General features: G+C 42.5%; 22 protein-coding genes. 8 read left to right on the top strand and 14 right to left on the bottom strand.

Going from position 1 to position 24580, the window contains the following annotated elements; translation table 11 throughout:
• Window positions 1-421: 421 nt before the first annotated feature.
• The 5 genes from CSV70_RS01750 to lplA form a co-directional block, all read right to left on the bottom strand.
• Window positions 422-2356 carry an FtsX-like permease family protein gene (locus CSV70_RS01750; protein WP_085132970.1) on the bottom strand — a complete coding sequence of 645 codons (1935 nt, stop codon included), beginning with the start codon at window positions 2354-2356 and terminating at the stop codon, window positions 422-424.
• Complete coding sequence (locus tag CSV70_RS01745; RefSeq protein WP_085132969.1) at window positions 2328-3107, bottom strand: ABC transporter ATP-binding protein; 780 nt, start codon at window positions 3105-3107, stop codon at window positions 2328-2330. The genes CSV70_RS01750 and CSV70_RS01745 overlap by 29 nt, the downstream gene beginning before the upstream one ends.
• Complete coding sequence (locus CSV70_RS01740) at window positions 3088-4110, bottom strand: sensor histidine kinase (RefSeq protein WP_099629512.1); 1023 nt, start codon at window positions 4108-4110, stop codon at window positions 3088-3090. The genes CSV70_RS01745 and CSV70_RS01740 overlap by 20 nt, the downstream gene beginning before the upstream one ends.
• A complete protein-coding gene (locus CSV70_RS01735) occupies window positions 4107-4808 on the bottom strand; it encodes a response regulator transcription factor (protein WP_085132967.1) in 702 nt (233 codons plus the stop codon). Before CSV70_RS01735 ends, CSV70_RS01740 begins: the two co-directional genes overlap by 4 nt.
• A 107-nt stretch (window positions 4809-4915) precedes the next feature.
• Window positions 4916-5908: a lipoate--protein ligase gene (lplA, locus tag CSV70_RS01730; RefSeq protein WP_085132966.1), complete on the bottom strand. Its 993-nt coding sequence runs from the start codon at window positions 5906-5908 to the stop codon at window positions 4916-4918.
• Window positions 5909-6116: 208 nt separating this feature from the next.
• Between lplA and yhfH the strand changes: the two genes are divergently transcribed.
• Window positions 6117-6242, top strand: a complete 126-nt coding sequence (gene yhfH / locus CSV70_RS01725; protein ID WP_083035173.1) for a protein YhfH — start codon at window positions 6117-6119, stop codon at window positions 6240-6242.
• Between the two features lie 174 nt (window positions 6243-6416).
• Here yhfH and hemY read toward each other — a convergent pair whose 3' ends face one another.
• From hemY to hemE, 3 genes are read right to left on the bottom strand one after another with little or no spacing between them, the layout of a single operon-like run.
• Window positions 6417-7832: a protoporphyrinogen oxidase gene (gene hemY, locus CSV70_RS01720; protein WP_099661171.1), complete on the bottom strand. Its 1416-nt coding sequence runs from the start codon at window positions 7830-7832 to the stop codon at window positions 6417-6419.
• Between the two features lie 28 nt (window positions 7833-7860).
• Window positions 7861-8796: a ferrochelatase gene (gene hemH, locus CSV70_RS01715; RefSeq protein WP_099629514.1), complete on the bottom strand. Its 936-nt coding sequence runs from the start codon at window positions 8794-8796 to the stop codon at window positions 7861-7863.
• Window positions 8797-8820: 24 nt separating this feature from the next.
• On the bottom strand, window positions 8821-9864 hold the full coding sequence (gene hemE / locus CSV70_RS01710; RefSeq protein ID WP_085132963.1) for a uroporphyrinogen decarboxylase: 1044 nt from the start codon (window positions 9862-9864) through the stop codon (window positions 8821-8823).
• A gap of 292 nt (window positions 9865-10156) precedes the next feature.
• Here hemE and CSV70_RS01705 point away from each other — a divergent pair, with 292 nt between their 5' ends.
• From CSV70_RS01705 to CSV70_RS01695, 3 genes are all read left to right on the top strand, one after another.
• On the top strand, window positions 10157-10666 hold the full coding sequence (locus CSV70_RS01705) for an antibiotic biosynthesis monooxygenase family protein (RefSeq protein WP_099629515.1): 510 nt from the start codon (window positions 10157-10159) through the stop codon (window positions 10664-10666).
• Window positions 10667-10841: 175 nt separating this feature from the next.
• A complete protein-coding gene (locus CSV70_RS01700) occupies window positions 10842-12005 on the top strand; it encodes a M20 metallopeptidase family protein (RefSeq protein ID WP_099629516.1) in 1164 nt (387 codons plus the stop codon).
• A 271-nt stretch (window positions 12006-12276) separates the two neighbouring features.
• Window positions 12277-12813 (top strand): competence protein ComK, encoded by a 537-nt coding sequence (locus CSV70_RS01695; RefSeq protein WP_085132960.1) that lies wholly within the window; start codon window positions 12277-12279, stop codon window positions 12811-12813.
• On the opposite strand, the gene CSV70_RS01690 is transcribed toward CSV70_RS01695, so the two are convergent.
• The 4 genes from CSV70_RS01690 to CSV70_RS01675 form a co-directional block, all read right to left on the bottom strand.
• Window positions 12776-13153 carry a YhjD family protein gene (locus tag CSV70_RS01690; protein WP_085132959.1) on the bottom strand — a complete coding sequence of 126 codons (378 nt, stop codon included), beginning with the start codon at window positions 13151-13153 and terminating at the stop codon, window positions 12776-12778. The two genes, CSV70_RS01695 and CSV70_RS01690, sit on opposite strands and share 38 nt — an antisense overlap.
• Before the next feature lie 155 nt (window positions 13154-13308).
• Window positions 13309-13875: a nuclear transport factor 2 family protein gene (locus tag CSV70_RS01685; RefSeq protein WP_099629517.1), complete on the bottom strand. Its 567-nt coding sequence runs from the start codon at window positions 13873-13875 to the stop codon at window positions 13309-13311.
• Window positions 13876-13935: 60 nt separating this feature from the next.
• On the bottom strand, window positions 13936-14616 hold the full coding sequence (locus tag CSV70_RS01680; RefSeq protein WP_085132956.1) for a response regulator: 681 nt from the start codon (window positions 14614-14616) through the stop codon (window positions 13936-13938).
• A gap of 28 nt (window positions 14617-14644) precedes the next feature.
• Window positions 14645-15793, bottom strand: a complete 1149-nt coding sequence (locus tag CSV70_RS01675) for a sensor histidine kinase (protein WP_199171583.1) — start codon at window positions 15791-15793, stop codon at window positions 14645-14647.
• Between the two features lie 150 nt (window positions 15794-15943).
• On the opposite strand from CSV70_RS01675, the gene CSV70_RS01670 reads away from it, so the two are divergent.
• Both CSV70_RS01670 and CSV70_RS01665 read left to right on the top strand, forming a co-directional pair.
• Window positions 15944-16576 (top strand): YigZ family protein, encoded by a 633-nt coding sequence (locus CSV70_RS01670; protein WP_085132955.1) that lies wholly within the window; start codon window positions 15944-15946, stop codon window positions 16574-16576.
• A 179-nt stretch (window positions 16577-16755) separates the two neighbouring features.
• Window positions 16756-17787: an LCP family protein gene (locus tag CSV70_RS01665; protein ID WP_099629518.1), complete on the top strand. Its 1032-nt coding sequence runs from the start codon at window positions 16756-16758 to the stop codon at window positions 17785-17787.
• 470 nt (window positions 17788-18257) lie between these two features.
• Here CSV70_RS01665 and CSV70_RS01660 read toward each other — a convergent pair whose 3' ends face one another.
• A complete protein-coding gene (locus CSV70_RS01660) occupies window positions 18258-19301 on the bottom strand; it encodes a glycosyltransferase family 4 protein (protein WP_085132953.1) in 1044 nt (347 codons plus the stop codon).
• Window positions 19302-19589: 288 nt separating this feature from the next.
• On the opposite strand from CSV70_RS01660, the gene secA2 reads away from it, so the two are divergent.
• Complete coding sequence (gene secA2 / locus CSV70_RS01655) at window positions 19590-21953, top strand: accessory Sec system translocase SecA2 (RefSeq protein ID WP_099629519.1); 2364 nt, start codon at window positions 19590-19592, stop codon at window positions 21951-21953.
• Window positions 21950-22858 (top strand): accessory Sec system S-layer assembly protein, encoded by a 909-nt coding sequence (locus CSV70_RS01650; protein WP_099629520.1) that lies wholly within the window; start codon window positions 21950-21952, stop codon window positions 22856-22858. The genes secA2 and CSV70_RS01650 overlap by 4 nt, the downstream gene beginning before the upstream one ends.
• Before the next feature lie 94 nt (window positions 22859-22952).
• On the opposite strand, the gene CSV70_RS01645 is transcribed toward CSV70_RS01650, so the two are convergent.
• A complete protein-coding gene (locus tag CSV70_RS01645) occupies window positions 22953-23411 on the bottom strand; it encodes a C40 family peptidase (protein ID WP_085132950.1) in 459 nt (152 codons plus the stop codon).
• Between the last annotated feature and the right edge of the window lie 1169 nt (window positions 23412-24580).

The following is a 24580-nucleotide window of genomic DNA, read 5'->3' as shown; positions in this document are numbered from 1 at the left end:
CCCGAAACAAATAGGAGCGAAACTCGAAAGTCTAAAAATAATAAAGTTTTTTTAAAAAAACTTCATTTCAAATCATACAACCGATTAACTATTCATTAAGTTGACGCCTATGGTTGGGGCGACTCCTGGAGGATCAGCGTGAGTTCGAGACCCTGGACAGATGCCTTAATTTCTGCAAAGCACACAGAAATACGGCAAAGCGAACCCTTCGCTGTTCACTTGGCTCGGGCCACGCCCTCAGGAAAGCGTCCCCAACTGGAGCTTCCATCCCCTCACACTCACAAACTCACTCACCACTCCAAAGCACTTGCTCTTGAACTTGAAATTAAATAAGTTCAATCCCCACCCACTCACTCCTTCCACTCATACTTGAACTTGAACTTGTACTTGAATTTGTACCAGTCAAAAAAGACACCCCTCCCTAAGAAGTAGGTGCCTTAATATGTGAAATATAACGCCAGCGGATCAGATAGAAATAGAAAATTTGCATCAACGCAAAGCCCGCCAGCACAAGCGCCAGCTCCTTAACAATAGAAATCTCAGCCAACGCATCCCAAATCACCTGCAACGACATAAACGCAAACACACTATGGATGAACGACACACCCCACGGGAAGAAAAACTGCGGAATTAATTGCCGGTTAACAATCTTCGTAAACTCTCTGTCCGTCATCCCAATCCGCTGCAACACCGCATACTGCCGTCGATCATGACTAAGCGACGTATACAACCGGAAGTAAATGAAACTGCCCGACGCAAGGAAAAATACGCCTGCGAGTAATAAGCCAATAAACAACAGCAACGAAAACGTCATACGGATATGCGAATAATTCAACCCCGGATTCTCAAACTCATAGCGCACCGGGTCACGGTGTTCGAGCATGAGCCCCGCCAACACTTGGGCATGGATAGTCAGACCGATTTCCCGCGTCTCCTGCCAGTCCACTACGTTAAATGCATAATAATTAAACGCCAGTGCATCGACATGTGCTTGTTCTTCAATGCGATCGAAATCCAAATGATTCACGACAATCGTATTGAGTCCAAGCGCGTTTGGTGGAAACAATTTATACGGATACACGCCTTCAATCTCGAGTGAGACACCACTATCAGCCAGTTCAGTGTTGACTGATTCCGTCGACAATTGATTGGCCGCGGCGGCTGTTGCGGGTAAAAACAACGCATGTCCCCTATGTAATGAAAGCGGCTTTTCCCCGAAGCTTACAGCCAGTTCATTCAGATCAGACAGCTTGACGATATTGACTTTATTCTTAGTATAAGAAGATTGCTGTTCCAGCACACGAAATCGTACAGCCCAGTAATCAAGGCCTGCTTGATCAAGCTCATTGGTCAGTTGCGCGATATGTGGATACTCGAATTCATTATGCGGCAAGCTTTTATAGATGAGCCCGAGCGGATTTACTTCACGGTATTGCGAAGCGAATGACGTTAACGATGCCAGAATACCGACTGACATGAACGCGATAGTCGAAACGATCGTCACGATGAAGAACATCCGCGCATTTTCTTTTAAACGTACGATGCTTTCCGAAATCGAGATCAACCAAAAGTCACGCCAGAAGATGTTCTTTTGCCGTCGCAATGCATGCAATACGAGCGGTAACGTATCGGTGAAAAAGTAATACGTCCCGAATGTGATGAGTGGCGGCAGCAAGAAGAACAAACTGAGGATGCTCGAACGTGATACGAACGCTGCCATAGCGTAGGCGAGCAACAATAACACGACTCCGAAGATCCCACGGCTTTTCGAGTACGAATACACCGATTGTACGGCCATATCCCCATGTAATAAATCCGAGACTTGTCCTTGCTGAATGAATACAGGTGCGATATAGGAAATGATAGCGAACAAACTAAGGAATGCACCCATCGTCAACACGAATGGTTTCCAGGACAAATAAAGCGGTAATACCGGTATTTGCACAATCGCTTTGACGATCATGAAGAAGAACTTTGAAAACATGAAGCCTAGGAAAATTCCGCTTATAATTGAAGCGAAGCCAAGCAACATCGTCTCGATGAAAATGAGTCGATGCAACTGGCGTTTTGCCATTCCGAGAAGCAACAACACACCGAACTCTTTCGATCGCGCCTGCAAAAATGCACGCATTGAATAAAATAGGAAAAACAGCGTGAAGATGAATAGAATGATTTCCGCTATTCCCATACCAAGTGTTGAAATCTCTTTTAGAAACGTATTTTCAATCGATGGATGGAACAGCAACATCGAATAGAGGAAAAATACCATAACGGAAAATACACTCGCCATGAAGAATGCCGCATAGACCCGGCGGTTACGAACGACATTACGGTAAGCGAACTGTCGAAAAGTCATTCACGTTACCTCCAAGTAATGACAACACATTCAAGATACGCTGGAAAAATGTTTGCCGGCGTTCATCTTTATAAATTTCATTGAAAAACTCTCCATCTTTAATGAACAGAACGCGGTCACAATAACTCGCAGCAATCGGGTCATGCGTCACCATAATAATCGACGTCTTTTCATGCTGGTTAATATGTTCAAGTAATTCAAGCACATCTTTCGCGGATTTTGAATCAAGATTTCCTGTCGGCTCGTCCGCTAACACAATGCTCGGTTGATGGATGAGCGCTCGTCCTATCGCAGTTCGTTGTGCTTGTCCACCCGATAGTTCATCTGGTCGCCGCTCCAAAATATCTTCCAAATTCAACTTTTGCGCCATATCTTGTACACGTTTCTTCATCTCTGCAACGGGCAATCCATCAAGAGTTAACGGTAATACAAGATTTTCTTCCACCGTCAGCATTTGCAGTAAATTGATTTCTTGAAAGACAAAACCAATTTGTCGTCTACGGAATAAAGCAATATCGTTTTGACTGAGCTTTTCAGGTTCCACGCCTCCGATGACAATCTTGCCATACGTCGGAATATCGGTGGCCATCAATAAGTTTAACAATGTCGTCTTACCACTCCCCGACGGCCCCATGATCGCAACGAACTCCCCTTCTTGCACATCGAAGTCCAATTGATTCAATGCACGATGTATTACTTTTCCTTCATAGATCTTCGTGACATCTTCCATCTTAACGACCGGTTGCGTCATCTGATTGTTCACCCGCCTCTCCGTCTTTAAATAATAATGCGATTGTCGTGCCTTCTCCTTGTTTCGAGGAAATCGTCAGTTGATGACCCAGTTTCTCACAAACTTCGGATGCGATGTACAATCCCATGCCCGTCGATTCTCCAGACAATCTGCCGTTTTCTCCCGTGAAGAAAGCTTTCGTTACCCGGTGTAAGTCCGATGCCGGTATGCCGATTCCTTCATCCACAATTTCAAGACACAGACCTTCTTGTAACTGGACTGCATTCACATGTATTTTCTTACCTTTTTCAAAGGTATATTTTACAGCATTCGTAATGAATTGATTGAGCATAAACTTGATCCACTTTCGATCAGTCGCGACGGTTAAGTGTTCCTCCACATTCAGCACAGGAAACAGACCGTTCGTAATGAATAGTCGTTTATTTTCATTCAGCACTTCTTGCAAGACTTGTCTCAACAATAGCCGTTCAATTTGCATATCTTCTTCAAACGTTTCAAGCCGTGCATTGACAAGGACGATATCCAATCCATTTTGGATGCGTCCCACTTCCTGCTCGATACTTTTCTTGTCCACTGTATCTTCTTGCAATAGTAAATTAATAACCGAAATGGGTGTTTTCATTTGATGCACCCATTGATTCATGAAATGCAAATGACGGTTTTGCGTGTCATATAAAGTCTGTACTTCACGTTGATACAAGCGATACAATTCGCGCGTAAATTCCATCGTCATTCGATGTTCGGCCGTCATGACATGCCGTATCAAAGCATCTTCCATTTGCTTTGGTTTTTCAACGATCTTCGCATAATATGTACGCCGCATGATGAATTTCGCTCCCAAATAGCCCGCCGTAAGTAAAATACTCATCGCGACCGAATAGATGGCTGTGTTCGGATTGCGGAAACCGTCTAGCCAAAACAACAGTAGAATGAACGACACCAGCCCGACTTGAAACAGCATGAACGGTACATGCTCTTTAACGAACAGTGTGAATGCTTTCATTTGGCTTCCGATTCCGGCATGAAACGATACCCCGCACCGCGCACTGTTTCAATCCAAGATTGCACGTCATAATCGGTCAATTTCTTGCGCACTCGAGCCATATTAACGTTAAGCGTATTTTCATCAACGAATGATTGATCATCCCACAGTTCTTCGAGTAACCTTTCACGTGATACGACTTTCGGAGACTCGCCCATCAACAATTCCAGAATGACGCATTCTTTCTTCTGAAGTGGAATTTCTTCATTGCCTTTTTGTAACGTCATCCGTTCTATATACAACGTCAAATCGCCCGATACGATCAAGCGCTCCGATTGATTCGGGGAATATTCGCCAAACGATCGACGCAAATGACTTTTAATTTTTGCTAATACAATTTCATAATGAAACGGCTTCGTTATGAAATCATCGCCCCCATTTTCGAGCGCAAACACTTGATCCATATCACCTGAGCGCGCCGAAATAAAAATAATCGGACACATCGTATGCTGTCGTAACTGACGACACCAATAGTAGCCGTCATAAATCGGCAAGTTGATATCTAAAAGCACTAGATGTGGATTATACGCGTTGCATTCTTCCACGACTCGGTCAAAGTCCTGTATAATCGCGACTTCATATTGATATTTTTCAAGCGTTCCCGCTAACAATTGAGCAATTTTCAAATCATCTTCCACAATAAATATTCGATGCTTCACCGTAACCCCTCACTTTCTCGTTATGTTCAGTATAGCGTATTTTACAGCACACATAAATCAAACTTCATATACAAACAGCGCATGCCTCGCAAGACATGCGCTGTTCCTTAATAGATTACATCTACAAATTCTTCTAGCTTAATCCCACCAAGGATTTTCTCCACGTCCATAGATTCAAGCGCTTCTGTGATCGCCTTGCGCTCATATTTCACACCGATTAAACGATTTTCGATTTCTTGGACTTCGCCCACACCAAAAAAGTCACCATAGATATTGACGTTTTCTATACTACCTTTTTCTACTTGCAAGCGGACATCAATTCCGCCAACAGGAAAACGTTTGGACTGTTGCAAGTTGAACTTCGGTGAACGCCCATAATTCCACTCCCAGTTGCCATAACGCTCTGCAGACAATTCATGAATTTTTTTCCAGTCTTCATCCGTCAACACACGATACTCAATATTTTCTTCGCCATCGAACATCGAATTCAAAATTTCCTGTCTAAACTGTTCAATTGAAATAGGCTCTTCCAAGAATTCTGAAATATTTGCGACACGACTGCGAATCGACTTGATCCCTTTTGACTCAATTTTGTCCTTCTTCACTTTGAGTGAATTCACGACACCTTCCATATCTGTATCAAACAATAACGTCCCATGGCTAAACATGCGGTCCTTTGTGGCAAATTGAGCGTTCCCTGAAATTTTGCGTCCATCGATTAAAATATCGTTACGTCCAAGCAATTCCGCTTTGACACCCATTTTCGCAAGCGCTTCTGTAACTGGCTCTGTGAATTTCTTAAAGTTACGGAACGACTCCCCATCGTCTTTCGTGATGAAACTGAAGTTCAAGTTTCCTTTATCATGATAGACCGCACCGCCACCTGATAGTCTACGTACAACGTGAATGCCTTGACGATCGACAAACTCCGTATTGATTTCTTCTACTGTATTCTGGTTTTTCCCGATAATGATAGAAGGTTCATTGATGTAGAACAGTACATACGAATCTTTGTCTACGTCCATCGTGTTGAGTACATATTCTTCAATAGCCAAGTTAATACGTGGGTCTGTGATGCCTTGATTATCGATAAATTTCATAGTTTCTTCTCTCCTCACAAAATTGCCACATTTATTTTCTGTTAATTCTCACAATTGAAGCCGACAAAACAGCTCGAAAGCGCGTCACAAAGGGCCTGAATCCATTTTAACAGAAAGATAAATGAAATGTTGACTTCCGGCATCTGTTATAATACAATGTGTATATACCAAAGAGTTATACAACAAACAAAAAGGGGATGGATAATATATGGTAGAAAGCATCGTAGAATTTTTCAAGAACTTGCCGGCGAAGGTTTGTGCGACATGTGGAACTGAAATTGAAGAGCAGCACGAGTGTTACTCTAATCAATGTAATCATTGCAACGTAAAATAAAAAACTTTCATTCGGCGAATATTCCTATATTCGCTTTTTTTATGCGTAAAATAGTTTGTGCATAATGCTAACCAAACTGCGCCATTCCCCTTACGTACTGCGCCATCCACTGGAATCTACTTGTTATACAACATAAAAAATCCGTACAACATTTGTTGTACGGATTTTATCCTATTACGTAAATAGCTTTGCTAGCACTTGATCTTTTGCTGCGACACCTTGATCGATACAGTCAGGCAAACCCACTCCATTATAGGATGCACCTGCAAGCTCGATCATCGGAAACGCTGATTGCATTTCCTCTCGCGCACGTATAACTTTCTCTTTATGGCCAACGCGGTATTGCGGTCGGTCTTCTTTCCAGCGTGTGATGATACAGAAATCCGGTTCACCTGTAAGCTCGAGAATTTCTTCCAAGTCTTTGCGAACGATTTTTTCTATTTCAGCATCTGGTAAATCGACAATCGCTTCTTCCCCAACGCGTCCGACGAATGCACGCACCATCACTTTGTCATCAGGTGTGGTCGTCGGCCATTTACGGTCGACAAGCGTACAAGCTGTAATGGAATGATTGCTGCTACGTGGTACTAAGAAACCCGTTCCATCAATATCGCTCTTCATCGCACTTTTTGGGTAACCTAGTGCTACGGTTGCGACAGATGTCATCGGAATCGTTCCTAGTTCTTTCAACAGACCATGCGGTTCGAACAAACGGCTCGCTACGATGTGGCTCGTTGACAAGATCACTGCATCCGCTACGATTTGCTGTTGATCATTCAATGCCAGTACAGCACGGTCGCCTTGTTTCATGATGTTGGTGACACGCGTACCTTTCATAACATTGACATCCGTCAGCTGTTCTTCCAATGCTTCTACCAAGGAATCTAGACCTTTTCTAAATGTATGGAAAGCGCCCATTTTCTTTGAACTGTGACTATTCTTTTGCGGTAGTTGTTTAGGAGTGGTCTTCTTCATTCCCAAAATCAAGCTACGATGATTTTTTTCCACTTCATAAAACTGTGGAAAAGTCGACTCGAGGCTCATATGATCAATATCGCCGGCATAGACGCCTGACAATAATGGCTCGATGAGATTTTCTACCACTTCTGTGCCAAAGCGACGGCGGAAAAACTTACCGAGCGACTGATCTCCAGTTACTTCAGAACGTGGTAATACAAAGTCGCCGGCTGCGCGTATTTTACCACTCAAACTAAATAAACCGGATGTAACGAAAGGTTTGATTTCAGTCGGTACACCCATGACAGCACCTGCCGGGATTTTGTGCATCTGATTATGCAACAAAATATACGCTTGCCCTGTTGCGTTTCGAACAAGTTGATTTTCTATCCCCAAGTCAGTCGCTAATTGGTCTACACTTTTTTTACGGATCAAAAAGGAGTCGGGACCGCGTTCGATTACATAGCCGTCTCGACGGACTGTTTGGATTTTTCCACCTAGTTCTGTTGATGCTTCAATCATGATGATATCTATGGGAAGTCCTTGTTCACGGGCATCTTTTTGCATATAGTACGCTGCAGCGAGACCCGTGATTCCGCCGCCGATTATGACTACCTTTTTTCGTTCACTCATGTCCTTTTTCACTCCGATCCACTTGAGTTCATTTTATTGCGTGTAATTGATCCATTACCGCATCCGCCATTGCATCAATGAATAAAGGATTGGTGTTCGGCATGGCAGGTCTGTGGTACGCTGCGCCGATCTCGTCGCATACTACTTTACACTCGTAGTCGTTATCGTATAGAACTTCTAAGTGATCCGATACGAAACCAACTGGTGTATAAACGAATGATGTATATCCATTTGTTTCAAACAGTTCACGTGTTAGATCTTGTACGTCCGGTCCCAACCAAGGATCAGGTGTTTGCCCTTCACTTTGCCAACCGAGTGCGTATGTTTTAACGCCTGCTGCTTCTGTAATCATTTCTGCTGTTTCTTTCAACTGATCAGCATATGGATCACCGTTAGCCAGAATCTTTTCTGGCAATGAGTGAGCTGACACGATCAAGCATGATTTCTCACGTTCTGTCTCGTCCATCGCATCATACGTTTGACGCAATTGGTTCGCCCAGTACTCGATGAATTTCGGTTGCTTGTACCAGCTTTCAACGGAAGTAAGTGTAATCCCGTGCTTGTCTGCTTCCTCTTTCGCGCGACCGTTGTACGATTTAACAGAAAACGTAGAGAAATGTGGCGCCAATACAATCGATACTGCTTCGGTAATGCCATCTTCATGCATTTCTTGTATGGCATCTTCCACGAATGGCGCAATATGCTTCAGACCTACATATACTTTAAACTCCATTTCGTCTTGTACAGCATTCAAACGTGCGCCTAGTGCGTCCGCTTGATCATCCGTAATCCGCGCAAGTGGTGATATGCCTCCGATTGCTTCATAGCGATTGCGAAGATCTTCTAGTTGTTCCGGAGCCGGCGGACGGCCTCTACGGATATGCGTGTAGTATGGTAATAGATCGTCATAGGAGTTGGGTGTTCCGTACGCCATAACGAGTAAGCCCATTTTCTTTTTCGTCATCATATTCACCTCGTAATTGGATTATTATTTCGAACGTAATTCTCTACTATATTCATGTACGAAAGCTGTTAAGCGTTTCAATGTTGCAGGTTGTACTTGAGGGAATACGCCATGGCCCAAGTTGAAGATGTGGCTACCGTGCTCTACACCTTGTTCAACAATAAGCTTTGCACGTTCTTCGATGACTGACCAGTCTGCCAGTAACATGGACGGATCCAAGTTTCCTTGCACTGGTTTTGTCATACCGCGTTCACCAGCTTCTTTTATAGACAAGCGCCAATCCAGTCCGACCACGTCGACTGGTAGGTCATGCCATTCATTCGCCAAGTGGCTTGCGCCGACTCCGAATGTAATCAATGGAACATTCAATTTACGTAGTTCCGAGAAAATACGAGTCATAGTAGGTTTAATGAAGATTCGGTAATCCGAAACATTTAATGCGCCTACCCACGAATCAAATATTTGCACCGCTTTCACGCCAGCGTTAACTTGTGCTTGGATATAACTAATCGTCATATCAGCTAATTTATCCATCAATGCGAACCAAGCTTGTGGCTCAGATACCATGAAGGATTTTGTCAGGTTATAGCTCTTTGAAGGACCGCCTTCGATCATATAGCTCGCAAGCGTAAACGGTGCGCCTGCAAAACCGATCAGTGGAACATTCAATTGCTCTTGTGTCAGCATTTTTATCGTATCCAAAACATAAGGAACTTGCTCTTCTGCTGAAAACTCCCCTAAGTTAGCGATGTCTTGTGCAGAACGAATCGGGTTGGAGATAACAGGGCCTACGCCTGGTTTAATCTTTACATCTACTCCGATCCCTACAAGTGGTGTAACGATATCTTTATATAAAATGGCTGCATCTACATCATATTGATCTACTGGAAGTTTTGTTACATACGCACATAGTTCAGGCTGATGCGTAATTTCTTCCAAGGAGTATTTCTCTTTGATTTTAAGATATTCGGGCTGTGAACGTCCCGCTTGACGCATGAACCAAACTGGTGTGTGTTCAATTTCCTCGCCTCTCGCAGCACGTAATAATGTATCATTAAAAGTTGACATATTCAGAGATACCTCTTTCCATATTTTTAATTTCTTCCACGTGACTCATATACGTTCTCATGATAAACCGTTGACAAGTTAATGTATAGTGAATTGCGCCTTTGTCATAATTTTGTGCTAAGACAACTCCTATTTCTGCCATGCTTTAGACAATCATTCCTAACTTGCTTGCAATAAGTGTTTGATTCGGGTGATTTAAGGGAATTACTACATGTAGAATCATACACTGTAAATAGTGCTTTCAATAAAACGTAGCACAGACGATCGTTACTAGCCAAAGGAGGAATTTTCTATGAATATTTATATGACAACTGGAACGATGGGTTTTATGGAAAAAATCAAAGATCAGCACGCTGACGAATCAATACTTTTAATGAACGGTGGCGGTAATACACTGTTGCTTCATGAGACAAATGGCAAAAGCATATTTCAAACACCAAGGAAGTTTGAAGTAGTAGGTTCTTACGGTAACCTGACAGAGCCTGGATTCTTTGCAATGGATAACGTTGCGGTGACAGATGAAGGGAAACCTATTTTCGAACATCAGTACAAGCACTTAGGCGAAAATCTTCAAAACATGCCAGGTTTCGTAGCATTCCGCTTACTGCGCCCTATCGGTTCTGATACGTATACATTATTGACGCAATGGACAGATCGACGGTTGTATGAGATTTGGTATAACTCCCCTGGTAATCAGTTATCCGATAAAACGGTATTCAAGGATGCGGGTGGTGCTACACAACATATCTTCACAAGCGCTCCATACACTACTCATTATAAAACCCCTACTGAAGAGGTTTGACGTTTCGACGTCAGACCTTTTTTTTATTGGAAAGTGATCTAACTTATCATTTTTATACTATAATCATTCAGTTTATTTACCTGACACTTCAAATCATGAGTTTGCGATGTGGCTTACTGCTTGCTATACTGAATGAGCTGATTGACTTATTTGTCTATTCGAGAGGGGTTTTATAATGAGAAAACAATTATTCCAGAAACTTGAACAATCTTATGACGATATGGTAGAGATTCGCCGATATTTACATATGAACCCGGAAGTTTCGTTTAAAGAAACGAAAACCGCTGCCTATATCGCTGACTTTTATAAACAGCTTGGCATAGAAGTACGTACTGGAGTAGGCGGCAATGGTGTCGTCGCAAGAGTCAAAGGCGCGAAGCCAGGAAAAACAGTTGCTTTGCGGGCAGACTTTGACGCATTACCTATTCAAGATCAAAAAGAAACACCATATGCATCCACTGTTCCTGGCGTTATGCATGCTTGTGGACACGATGGCCATACCGCTACGCTCCTTCAATTAGCAAAAGCAATGAATGAAATGCGCGATGAGCTTTCTGGAGAATATGTATTTATCCATCAACATGCGGAAGAATTGGCTCCAGGCGGTGCGATCGCGATGATTGAAGACGGCTGTTTAGAAGGTGTCGATGTCATTTTCGGCACGCACTTATGGTCACTATTCGAATCAGGTGTCATCTGTTACGCTTCAGGCCCGATCATGGCTGCAGCGGACCGATTCCACATTACAATTCAAGGAGCTGGCGGACACGGCGCTTCTCCACATCAAACGAAAGACGCGATCGTCATCGGTTCACAGCTAGTGATGAACTTACAACAAGTCGTCTCAAGACGTGCAGATCCTATCGAGTCAGCTGTTCTATCAGTCGGTTCATTCGTGGCAGAAAACGCCTTCAACGTCATCGCGGATCAAGCTGTTCTAAGCGGAACCGTTCGCACGTTCACCAATGACATACGCAACCTAATGGAACAAGAAATAAAGCGTATAGCAGAAGGCACAGCCTTGGCGCACGATTGTGAGATCACTGTAGAATACTTCCGCGGATATCCAGCAGTGGTCAATCATGAAAATGAAACGAACTATCTAAAAGCTGTTGCTGAATCTATTCCAGAATTAAAAGGTGTAGAAGAAATGCAACCTCAAATGGGTGGGGAAGACTTCGCCTACTATCTTGAAAAAGTTCCGGGCACTTTCTTCTTCACAGGCGCTCGGCCGATAGATGCATACCCTCACCACCATCCACGTTTTGACATTGATGAAAAGGCTATGATTGCCGCGGCTAAAACATTAGGTGCAGCGGCTATTGAGTATCAGAACTGAATTTTAGTCATACACTGAAGATAACGCCTTCGAAAGTAGGCATGTCTTCAGTTTTTTAATTCATTATATGACTACTATGTGAATTGGCTCACCGCGGTTTCCTCCCAAACGCGTCCACCTACAACATCGTGCCACCACCTATCCATCACTAATCGATAAAATCCACCACGTTAATAGAATATTTACTCTTTTTATAATATTATAGTTGATTTTAGTTTTTTCTATACTATAATTAATACGTATATGGTCCTATTAAACGGGAGGGAACGACATGGCTAACCCACATTATCTATCGTCTTACATCGTTACATTTCATACTTTTGCATTACTTCATGGGCAACATGCGAATCCATACTATACAAAAGTAGTGGAAAGCGACCGGACTTTTATCGTTGAGAAAACACCACTTGAAATCATGAGGGATTCTTGTGCACATTACCGTTCCAACTTTGAGGCCATCATTAACAGCTCCAAAATGGATTTGAAAAATCGACCGAAGCCACCCATCATGTTGACACATTCAAATGACCGACCATTATTATTTTTTCCTTTACTGTCCCCTACGTTACATAAAAACTCATGGGTAGCCTATCATGCAGTAAAAGACGCTGTGCAACACGAAGAGGGTGTGACCGTTATTTTAAAAAACGACACGCAGATGCAATTAGATACTTCGATAGCTACTGTTTATCGTCAAATGGCGCTATCACATATTTTGTTTCAACGATTTGAAAATGCTCAGGAAGAATTGCGAAGTTCTTATTATATGATCATGGAGCCGAAGAGTTCTGACACGACAATTTCCTAATATACAAATTCAATAACTCTTCCGACCGATTACGTAAGCGGACATTCAAATAACGACGTATATCTTGATAGCCATCATGCAAAAATATATATTCCGTAAATAGTTCATCTGTTGAATGGCGTATCACTTTCATTTTATGCTCTTGCAAGTACATAGAAGTTGTTTGTAAATCAACAGAAACTGTATTCATCGTTTCGTCCAGCAAATTAAGATACGGACTTTTCAATTTAAACGGTACCTTCTCTAACAATCGACGGTCACGTTCCATAATCGTCAATAGCATAGGAAGATAAATGTAGTTCTCCAAATATGGCATTGCCTCTGCGGGGATCAAAGGCATCGAAATCGCCTCCTTATAGAACGCATGTTCTTTAATTGATTATAATTCCTTTAGCGAAGAAAAGCAAGTACTCTTAGTATGGCTTTTTTTTGCATAAAAAACTTCCAGTTAGCCTCACTGGAAGTTTTGTCGTTACGTTAATATATAAAATGATTTTATTCGTTTACCGGTTCATCGCCAATAAAGTGGATAGAGAACACTTTCCATGCCCCATCTTCTTTAGTGAAAACAGTCACTTGGCGACCTTCTGGTGAATTTTCCACTCCCGTCTCAATATCCGTGAATGTCGTTTTCAACGTAGAAAATAACTGTGCGCTATCCTTTGAATATTTTACGATCGTTTCATTATCTGTTTCACGTTTCATCTTAGTATTCTCAAGCATTTCTTCCGTAGCCTGACGCTCTTCTTCTAGATCATAGCCTTCGGTAGAAAGCGTAGCAAGATAACCTTCTACGTCTTGATTGTTCAATGTTTCAATGTAGTTATCAAAAGCAGCTAGAATTTCTTCTTTATCTTCTTTTGGTACATCTGTAGCTTCTTCAACTTGGTCACCCGACATACTAAATCCTACTTTTTTATCGTCGACTCCATGATCGATAGCACCATTGCCTGGTGCAGCTTCGCCAGTTTCTGGATTGTTCTGTTCGGTTTCATCTGCGTTACCACATGCGCCAAGTGCAAGCACTAATGCCATGGACGCGACTGCTATCTTTTTCTTCATATGCCCCTCCTACGTAGAGAAAAAGGCCTTCCGTGTACAAAGACCTTTTTCATTCTATTATTATTTTACTTCTACCCAACCATTTTTGATTGCTGTAACAACCGCTTGTGTGCGGTCATTTACACTCATTTTTTGCAAAATGCTGGAAACGTGGTTTTTCACCGTTTTTTCTGAGATGAAGAGCGTTTCACCAATTGTTCGGTTACTCTGGCCATCTGTCAACAATTGTAGAACTTCACATTCGCGCTTCGTCAATAAATGAAGAGGGCGTCGAATGTCGTTCTGCTGGAAGGATCCTTTATGTTCTCTCTCGCTCAAACGACGGAATTCTGTTACCAAATTATGCGTGATTTTAGGATGTAAGTATGAACCACCATTTGCTACTACTTTGATCGCTTGAATAATTGCGTCTGCATCCATTTCTTTCAGCATGTAGCCGAGAGCACCTGTTTTCAAAGCGTGTGTTACGTAGGACTCGTCGTCATGAATGGATAGCATGATAACGCGCGCATCCGGAAACTCTTTAACTAATTGCTCTGTCGCGTCTACACCATTCATGCGTGGCATATTAATATCCATCAACACGACGTCTGGCTCGTACTCTCTGTACAATTCAACTACTTCGACTCCATCGTCGCCTTCTGCTACTACGTTAAACGATTCTTCAAAATCCAAAATTCGTTTAACTCCTTCACGGAATAATTGGTGGTCATCTACTATCAAAATTTTTGTCGCTTCCATATCCTATTCCTCCCAGTAATTACCTTACTTACAGTTCTTCGTCCAATGGAATTTGAAAAAGAATTGAAGTGCCTTCCCCTACTTTCGAAGTGACCTTCATTTTCCCTTTCAATAATTCCACACGTTCTTGCATGCCAATTAAACCAAATGATTTCTCTTTTACTTCATTTGTATCAAAGCCGAGGCCTTGATCTTTGATTAATATATTAACTGAATCTCGTAACCATTCAATTTTCACCCATATTTCATCAGTTTTCGCATGTTTAATACTGTTATTCACTGATTCTTGGATGAGACGGAAAATACCTACTTCAAAATTGGTGGCAAATCTTTTCTCTGTTCCATTGCTTTGAAAATGAATGATGAGCGGCGCCTCGTATTCACTTATGGTCAATAAATACTTTCGCAATGTGGGAACAAGCCCTAAGTCATCCAAAGCCATTGGTCGCAAATTATAAATAATACGACGTACTTCAGATAACGCTCCTCTCACCATTTCTTTTAGGTAAGATAGCTCTTGCATTGCTTCTTCCGGACCATGTTTAACAAACGTTTTTTCGATTAAGCCAGAACGCATCAAGACATTGGCTAGCATTTGCGCAGGTCCATCATGAATATCACGTGATAAACGCTTACGCTCTTCTTCTTGGGCCTGGATAATCTGAACCGCAAAATCTTGTTTTTGCCGAGCCGTTTCCAGTGCTGTGCTTACATTTTTCAAATCAGATGTTAAATATGTGATTACAGTAGTTACTTGGTTAACAAGTTGGTCCGCTCTTTCAATTGTAGAGAGCAGTAACATCAATCGACGTTCAAGTTCATCTCGTCTTTCACGAAGTTGTTTCTCTTCCATTTTATTAATGGAGGCGCGTACAAGCAAGTCATTTGCCACACTATAAGCGTGTTTAACTTCTTCTTCACTATACGTTTCAAAATCTTTTGATACAGCAGCAAGACGTTTTCTTGAATGACGTGACATATCATCTAAAGAGTCACCTTCTGTTATCACATGAGAAATACTTTCTTTCACTTCTGCTAACTCTTTTTGCATCTCTTCAAAACTTCGGCGGCTTTGTTCACTAATTAAGAAAATGTCGCTTTTTGAACGATCCATTACATTAACCATGTTGCCAAAGATTTTCTCCATCTGTTGAATGTCAATTTCCTTATCGTTCAAATAACTCCCTCCCGCATCCGTTTATGTGAAATTTCGCAAAGTGAGCATTATTGCAGTTTAGCCTAAATACTTATACACTTCATATATAGTATATCATTTTAATGATGAGAAAGTATTATAAGTATATTACAAATGTAGGGGGAACGACAAATGCGAGCTAATTATAAAACCGTAAAACTGCACGGAGAGAGTGAATTCGTCATCCAAAAATCCCGTTTTCTGTCATTTGTCAAAAGAGTCGAGACAGAACAAGAAGCACTGGACTTCATACAGGACATTAAAAAGAACCATCATACAGCTACACATAATTGTTCTGCCTATATCATAGGAGAACATGACCAGATCCAAAAAGCGAACGATGACGGTGAGCCTTCAGGCACAGCCGGCTTCCCCATTTTGGAAGTGCTAAAAAAGCAGCACTTAAAAGATACCGTGATTGTCGTGACACGCTATTATGGCGGCATCAAACTCGGTGGCGGCGGACTAATCCGCGCTTATGGTAAAGCAGCATCTGAAGGCATTGCCGCAACAGGTATTGTGGAAAGAAAATTACACACACTAGTTAAAACTTCTATCGATTATACATGGCTAGGCAAAGTAGAAAACGAAATACGGCAATCCGACTACCCGTTAAAAGAGATCGTCTATGAAGAGGACGTTGAACTCTTTTTATATGTTCCTGAAGAACAGCAGGAGATTTTTCAGGAATGGATGATGGAACTAACGAACGGCCAGGCGATCATCGCCACAGCCGGACATAAATTCCTAGAGTTCGACATCTGACTATACGTCCAATTGAAAAGCGGGTATAATGGTAGAAGGTGAACCTTATTGAGTAGTAAGTCTGAATTCATTCAATCATCCTGGATTTTTATGTGAAGATTGGCCACTAATCATTAGAATGAACTTCCCATAGATTCGCCATTGACGGTTTTTTCCGCCGTACCCCCTGGAGGTATAACATGAAAAGAGAAGAGTATAAGAAAAAAAAGGGTTCCAAAACAAAACGCTTCTTAAAAATAGCATTATTTACATTCTTCATCGCAGCCTTAGCCGTTTCCGCTTATGCATTCAAGCTTCATAACCAAGCAATGAACGTACTCGATCGCTCTTATGAACCTATCGCTAAGCAAGATCCGCCAGAAATATATGTAGAACCCGCAAAAGATAAAGTGTCGATTCTCTTGATTGGTGTAGACGAAAGCGAAGCACGCCAAGATAGAGAAGTGCACGGAAGATCAGACGCTTTAGTGCTCGCCACTTTGAACCCTAAAACCAAAAGTATCAAACTCGTCAGCATACCTCGTGATTCCCATGTTTATATTCCACAGGTAAACTATAGAGATAAAATCACACATGCCCATGCCTATGGTGGAACAAAAGCCTCTATTGATACAGTCGAAGAACTATTCGATATTCCGGTCAACTATTACGTCAAAATGAACTTTAATGCATTCATCGATGTGGTAGATGCACTTGGCGGAGTCGAAGTCGAAGTGCCATACGAGCGTATTGAGAAAGATGAAAACGATAAAAATGCGATTCATCTCATGCCAGGAGTTCATCGTCTAGACGGCCGCCACACATTAGCCTTAGCACGTACTCGTAAACTTGATAATGATATCGAGCGTGGTAAACGCCAGCAGATGATTCTTCAGGCGATGATCAAAGAAGCGACATCGATTACTTCCATTACAAAATATGGAGACGTGATCAATGCGCTAGGCGAAAACATGAAAACCGATATGACCTCCAAGCAAATGTTGTCGTTTATCCAATATATAAAAAGCGGACTTCCGGATGTGGATACGATCACTTTAACAGGCTATGACGATATGTCGACAGGTACTTACTATTACAAGTTAGACGAACAGAAACTAGAAGAAGTGAAACAAATTTTGAAATCCCATCTAGGCATAATTCCAGACTCCTCTTCCCTAACCGAGCTAGACACGGACCTATACTCCGCATCCGCTCAAAGCAACTATCAATAGTACAATCAAAAAAACGATGAAGCCTTAACCGGTTTCATCGTTTTTCTTGTGGAGAATGAAAGGTAGAGGATAGTGCGACCTAGAAGAGTTAGTTGAAATACGGTTCAGGATTTATGCTTCAGAAGGGACGCTATTCTGGGAGGATTTCTTACACTTTACAACTACGTTAAGACGCTGATTACTTTACAACCCCTTTGAAGTTGTGAACTGACTTAATTATTTTCACGATACTTATTGAATTCAATTGTTTGTAGCTTAAGTTTTTACTCTAAATCCAGAAAGTAACATCTAATTGATCGGAGTGCAAGGCGGCGACTCGGGGAGGATCAGCTCACCGCGGGCCCTCCCGAAATGCGTCCGCCTGGAACGCAGATCAACACGCCTCCCCTTTCCGCTCGCTACTACAAACTCACTATTCAAGGTCAAAAAAAGCCCTCATCTGCTTCTTAGCAGACAAGGACTCGTTTTACTTATTTACCAATCATGCGTACTAAATTTAACAACGGACGATAATTCGCCCCTGCCAGACCAATCAACTCTACAAACAGCTCAATCACAATCAGCATAACGAAGATCAGAAGCAACGCGCCCCACACGGTTGCTTGTGAGAACAATACAGCAGCTGCTCCGAATAGAATCGCAATACCATAAATCGTCAGCACAGCTTGTCTATGCGAGAAACCTACGCGCAATAAACAGTGATGCAAATGCGACTTATCTGCCGCTGTAATAGACTGCTTCATGCGAACACGTCTTACAATCGCAAAGAATGTGTCAGAAATAGGAACACCTAGCATAATAATTGGAATAATTAGGGATACCACTGCAACATTCTTAAAGCCAAGTAATGCCAGAACCGAAATCATAAATCCGAGGAATAGCGATCCAGTATCGCCCATAAAAATTTTCGCCGGATGGAAGTTGAACACTAAGAATCCAAGCGAACTAGCTGCCAATATAGAAGCGGTTGCAGCAACGAAGACATCTCCCATTAATAAAGCCATTACCGTAATGGCAATGAGCGCAATAGTGGAAACACCTGCTGCTAAACCATCTAATCCGTCAATCAAGTTGACAGCGTTCGTGATTCCGATGATCCAAATAATCGTGATCGGAATACTTAAATAACCAAAGTCGAGTTGCCCAAGAAACGGCAAGTTGATGAATTCAATTTGTAAGCCGCCCCATAGAACAACGACCAACGCAGCTGCTAGTTGGCCTAACATTTTTGCTTTTGCTGTGATTTCCAGCATATCGTCTAAAAAGCCAATCATGACGATCAGTACTGCACCGATTAGGATGCTTACTGCGTGCTCGTCTTTCGGCAATAATATAGCATATCCAATAATAAACGCTCCGAAGATCGCGAGCCCGCCGATTCTAGGCATGATTCTCGCGTGAACTTTCCGATAATTGGGGCGGTCAACCGCACCGATCCGATACGCGAATTTGATGACTAGCGGTGTTAGTATAATTGCAGCGATAAAAGCTACAGACATTGCAATGAATAACATGTCTTTCCTCCCCAATTAGCATTAAGTACATATCGCCTTTTAGTATAACATGATTGTTGCTAGTTTTCATCCTTTAGTACGCATTACTTATCTATTCCCTTACTTGCTTACATGCAAACACTATTAAACACCGACACGACGAGGATTTAGCCATTTTTATGCGCGGTAAATTGTCATAAATCTATTGTTCTTCTCTTTCTATATATAGATAGTCTTTTGTCGGTCCTTTTGGTAAAATAGATAGGAATCTCTCATTTAAATAGAGATTTATAAAGGAGCGTCTAATTCATGTTAAAAATCTTTAAACGTAGAACTGGAACGAGTGAACGTCAGTTGCGTAAATACCGCAAAATTGTGGAGCAGATTAATTCACTAGAACCTAAATATATCGCTATGTCTGATGATGATCTTTCTGGAATGACAGATCAATTCAAACAACAGTTAGAAGACGGCGCAACCGTCGAGACCATTATGCCGGATGCATTCGCAGTTGTACGTGAAGCATCTAAACGGGTTCTCGGTATGCGCCATTTTGATGTGCAACTAATCGGTGGAGCTGTATTGACGGAAGGTAATATTGCTGAAATGCCTACCGGTGAAGGTAAAACACTTGTCGCTTCCCTACCTTCCTATGTACGCGCGCTTGAAGGTAAAGGCGTCCACGTCATTACAGTCAATGATTATTTAGCAAAACGGGACTTTGATCAAATTGGTCAAATTCATCGTTTCCTTGGATTGACTGTCGGCTTGAATGTTCCGATGATGCAAGGGCCCGCTAAGCAAGCCGCTTACGAAGCAGATATTACGTACGGTGTAGGTACAGAATTCGGCTTCGACTATTTACGAGATAACATGGTGCAGCACACGTCTCAAAAAGTGCAGCGACCTTATCATTTCGCTATTATCGATGAAGTCGACAGTGTCTTGATCGACGAAGCAAAAACACCATTGATTGTGGCAGGCAAAACGCAAGCCGATGCAGACCTTCACCATATCGCAGCTCGCCTAGCCAAACGCTTTAAAGTGGAAGAAGACTTTGATTTTGACGAGGCAACAAAGGCAACTTCTCTTACCGAACAAGGTATTGAAAAAGTCGAAAAAGCATTCGGTATCGGAAACTTGTATGATCTAGATCACCAAACTCTTTATCATTATGTCATCCAGGCTGTCCGTGCATTCGTCATCTTCAAGCGGGATGTCGATTACATCGTACGAGACGGAAAAATTGAATTGGTCGATATGTTCACCGGCCGCATTATGGAAGGTAGAACTCTATCTGATGGTCTTCACCAAGCAATTGAAGCTAAAGAAGGCGTCGATATTACAGACGAAAATAAAGCACAAGCTCAAATTACCATTCAGAACTACTTCCGTATGTATCCAAAACTTTGTGGAATGACGGGTACTGCGAAAACTCAGGAGAAGGAATTCCGTGAAGTCTATAATATGGAAGTAATCCAAATCCCGACGAACCGCCCACGTGCGCGAATCGATGCTCCAGATTTCGTTTTCAGAACGACAGAAGAAAAGTATAAAGCAGTAGCAAAAGAAGTAGCCGCTCGTCATGCGAAGGGCCAACCCGTATTAGTCGGTACTACTTCCATTCTTCAGTCCGAAGCAGTTGCCAAGTATTTACGTGATGAAGGATTGAAGTTCCATCTATTGAACGCGAAAAGTGTCGAGCAGGAAGTTTCATTGATTTCCGAGTCTGGTCAAGCGGGCAATATTACCGTCGCTACGAATATGGCAGGTCGCGGAACGGATATTGTACTTGGTGAAGGCGTGGAAGAAAACGGTGGACTATTTGTATTAGGTACAGAAAAACATGAAAGTCGCCGTGTCGATAATCAGTTACGCGGCCGTTCAGGTCGTCAAGGAGACCATGGTGAAAGTCAATTCTATCTCTCTTTAGAAGATGAAATGTACATCCGCTTCTCTCCTGAAGAACTCGAGAAATTCTTGACGAAAGTTCGCACGGATGAGAATGGTAAAGTATTAAACCCTGAAGTAGATGAACTGACGGAACGCACACAACGGATCGTGGAAGGCGCGCACTTCTCTATGCGTGAATATAATCTAAAATTAGATGATGTGATCAATGATCAACGTGAAGTTATCTATTCCTTACGCAATCGCGTACTCGAAGGCAATGACATTTTCGATAAACTCAAGACGATGTTGTCGGAAACGGTTGAGTTCGTCGTTCTAGATAGTTGCCCAGATAATGAAATTGCCGATAACTGGGATTTCGATCGTATCGAACGGACGATGAACGCACTTTTACTGACGCCGGTCAAGCTTCCTAATTCATTAGATAAAACCGCAGATATAATGAAAGAGTACGATGAAGAAATGGCAGAGTTGTTTGCATTTATCGACACGTTCACTGATAATGAACAAGTGAGTCAACTGTTGCCACAAGTGATGTTGAGCTATATTGACACGATGTGGGTTAAGCATTTGGAAGTGATGACTCGCCTCAAAGAAGGAATTGGATTGCGTTCATACGGACAAGAAGATCCTATGCGTATTTACCAGCGTGAAGGCTTGCAGTTATTTGCCAAGCACTATCAACGCCTGCGCCGGGATATTGCGTCCGAAATTATCGCATTCATGAAGCAACTCAATACAAAACAGGAGGTTTCCCAATGAAACTCTTCAATTTATTCAAAAAAACCGAAAAAACCGGATTGGACAGTACAGTCGAATCCGAGGAAATTTTAGAAAATGGCCAAGCAGGTTCAGGCGACGAAGATATCGAAACAGAACTATCTCTTCATGAGCAATGGAGCCTAACACAGGAGCAAGAATATGTTTTCCGTTTTCTTGCAAATGAGCAAGAGCCTTTAAAACCAAATCAAATCTCCTTGTCAGGTATCGATATCGATTTGGAGCCAGCAAACGGTAGCTGGTTAGTTAAAGCATTTTTCCGTTCTTCACTGGATCAAGCGATCACTGTAGGCGAAATCGAGTTATTATTACTTGATGAAGAAGGCAATACAGCAGCATCTGCAGAGTTCGATTTGAACGAGTTAGGTGAAATTCCAGCGCGCAGTGCACGACCATGGGTATTCGTTTTCGAAAAGAAAGATCAATTGGTAGAAGAAATCCCTGCAACGAACTGGAAGCTTGCATTCAACGTTCATTCGATGATGCCACACCAATTGGAACTTGCACCAACATGGGAAGAACAACTCCCTGCTGAGCAAAAAGAAGCGTTATCTAAAATTGTAAGCGATCTTCCAAAATTGAAGCCGCGCGAAGTGAATATCGCAGGTTTCCAAATCCAATCACAAGATGAAGGTACGATTGCAGCTTCCGTTTTCGTTCGTAACGGTCACTCCAAACAAATCAATATTGAAAAGTTACCGCTTGAATTAATTGATGCAACAGGAGAATTGGTAGCACGAGGAACATTCGACCTCAATCCTCCACTTTCCGTGAAAGCAAACAGCACAACTCCTTGGACATTCATCTACCCTAAGGAATTAGTGAAGAAAGATGAACCGGATTTCTCTCGTTGGACAATCCGCGTTCCACAAGACGCAACTAATTAATACTTGCCGGATAAGATTGGGAATCCCCTCTCCTATCCGGTATTTTTTCGTAAAAAAATCGATCTTCCACATAGGAAGATCGATGTTTCTTCTATTAAATACCTGCAACACGCTTCGCACCTATATAGCGCTTGCCCCAGTACGTATCATTTACTCTATCCACACGCACACCTTTTGATGTAGAAGCATGTGCGAACTTGCCATTTCCAACATAGATTCCCACGTGTGAAACACCGCGTCCTGTTGTGTTAAAGAATACTAGATCACCATTGCGTAGACTCGATTTCTTCACAGCACGCCCTGATGCATACATTGCACTAGAAGTTCTCGCTACTTTTAAACCATTTTGCTTGAATACATAACCAACATAACCTGAGCAATCAAATCCTGCTCTTGTTGTACCACCATAGCGATATTTGATACCCGTTAAGCTAGTTGCTGTTTTTGTGATATTCGTTGTTTTACCGGCTGCATCTGCTTGTCCAGCAAATGGTGAGACGATCAAAAGTGTAGTAAGTGCTAGGACTGAGATAGCCTTTTGTAATAGATTCATAAGTTCCTCCGCAACAGTATGTATTTTTAGTAGTTTGCTTGTCTGTTTATGTATCTCATCTTAGCATTGTACAAACTCATGATTTATTACAGTAATGTAACAAGGGTGTTTCAAAGTCGAATGGTATATTACACTTGAAATATTTGTGTCTAAAATTGACAAAAGTAAGTACCCATTTTGTTGAGGACGTCGCTCGACTTATTTTTGGATTCTGAAGTTAGCAAGTGTTCACTTTCTGGACCCGCGCAGGCACGTGGGGGATTGCCTACAGCCATGAGCCAGCTGGCGGTAGGGCTGCCGCCAGTTGTCTCAGGGCCACGGCCTACCCCGCAGTTGTGCCTGTGCTACTGTGGGGTAATGAATTAGTTCGTGTTTCTAGCAAAGAGAAAAACAGTGACATTGTGATAGCTATCATGCATTTTTTGCTCACTTTTTGTTGGGTACGTCGCTCGACTTATTTTTGGGTACTGAAGTTAGCAAGTGTTCACTTTCTGGACCCGCGCAGGCACGTGGGGGATTGCCTACAGCCATGAGCCAGCTGGCGATGGGGCTGCCAGTTGTCTCATGGCCACGGCCTACCCCGCAGTTGTGCCTGCGCTACTGTGGGGAAATGAATTAGTTTGTGTTTCTAGCAAAGAGAAAACCAGCGACATGGTGATAACGATCAAGTGTTTCTTGCTCACTTTTGTTGGGTACGTCGCTCGACTTATTTTTGGAGACTGAAGTTAGCAAGTGTTCACTTTCTCGACCCGCGCAGGCACGTGGGGGATTGCCTCCAGCCATGAGCCAGCTGGCGATGGGGCTGCCAGTTGTCTCAGGGCCACGGCCTACCCCGCAGTTGTGCCTGTGCTACTTTGGGGAAATGAATTAGTTTGTGTTTCTAGCAAAGAGAAAAACAGCGGCATTATGATAGCTATCATGCATTTCTTGCTCACTTTTGTTGGGTACGTCGCTCGACTTATTTTCGGAGACTGAAGTTAGCAAGTGTTCACTTTCTGGACCCGCGCAGGCACGTGGAGGATTGCCTACAGCCATGAGCCAGCTGGCGATGGGGCTGCCAGTTGTCTCATTGCCACGGCCTACCCCGCAGTTGTGCCTGTGCTACTGTGGGGAAATGAATTAGTTTGTGGTTCTAGCAAAGAGAAAAACAATGACATTGTGATAGCTAT

Source organism: Sporosarcina sp. P25, from assembly GCF_002743235.1.
Lineage (GTDB): Bacteria > Bacillota > Bacilli > Bacillales_A > Planococcaceae > Sporosarcina > Sporosarcina ureae_B.
This window is presented reverse-complemented; position numbering and strand designations above follow the sequence as displayed.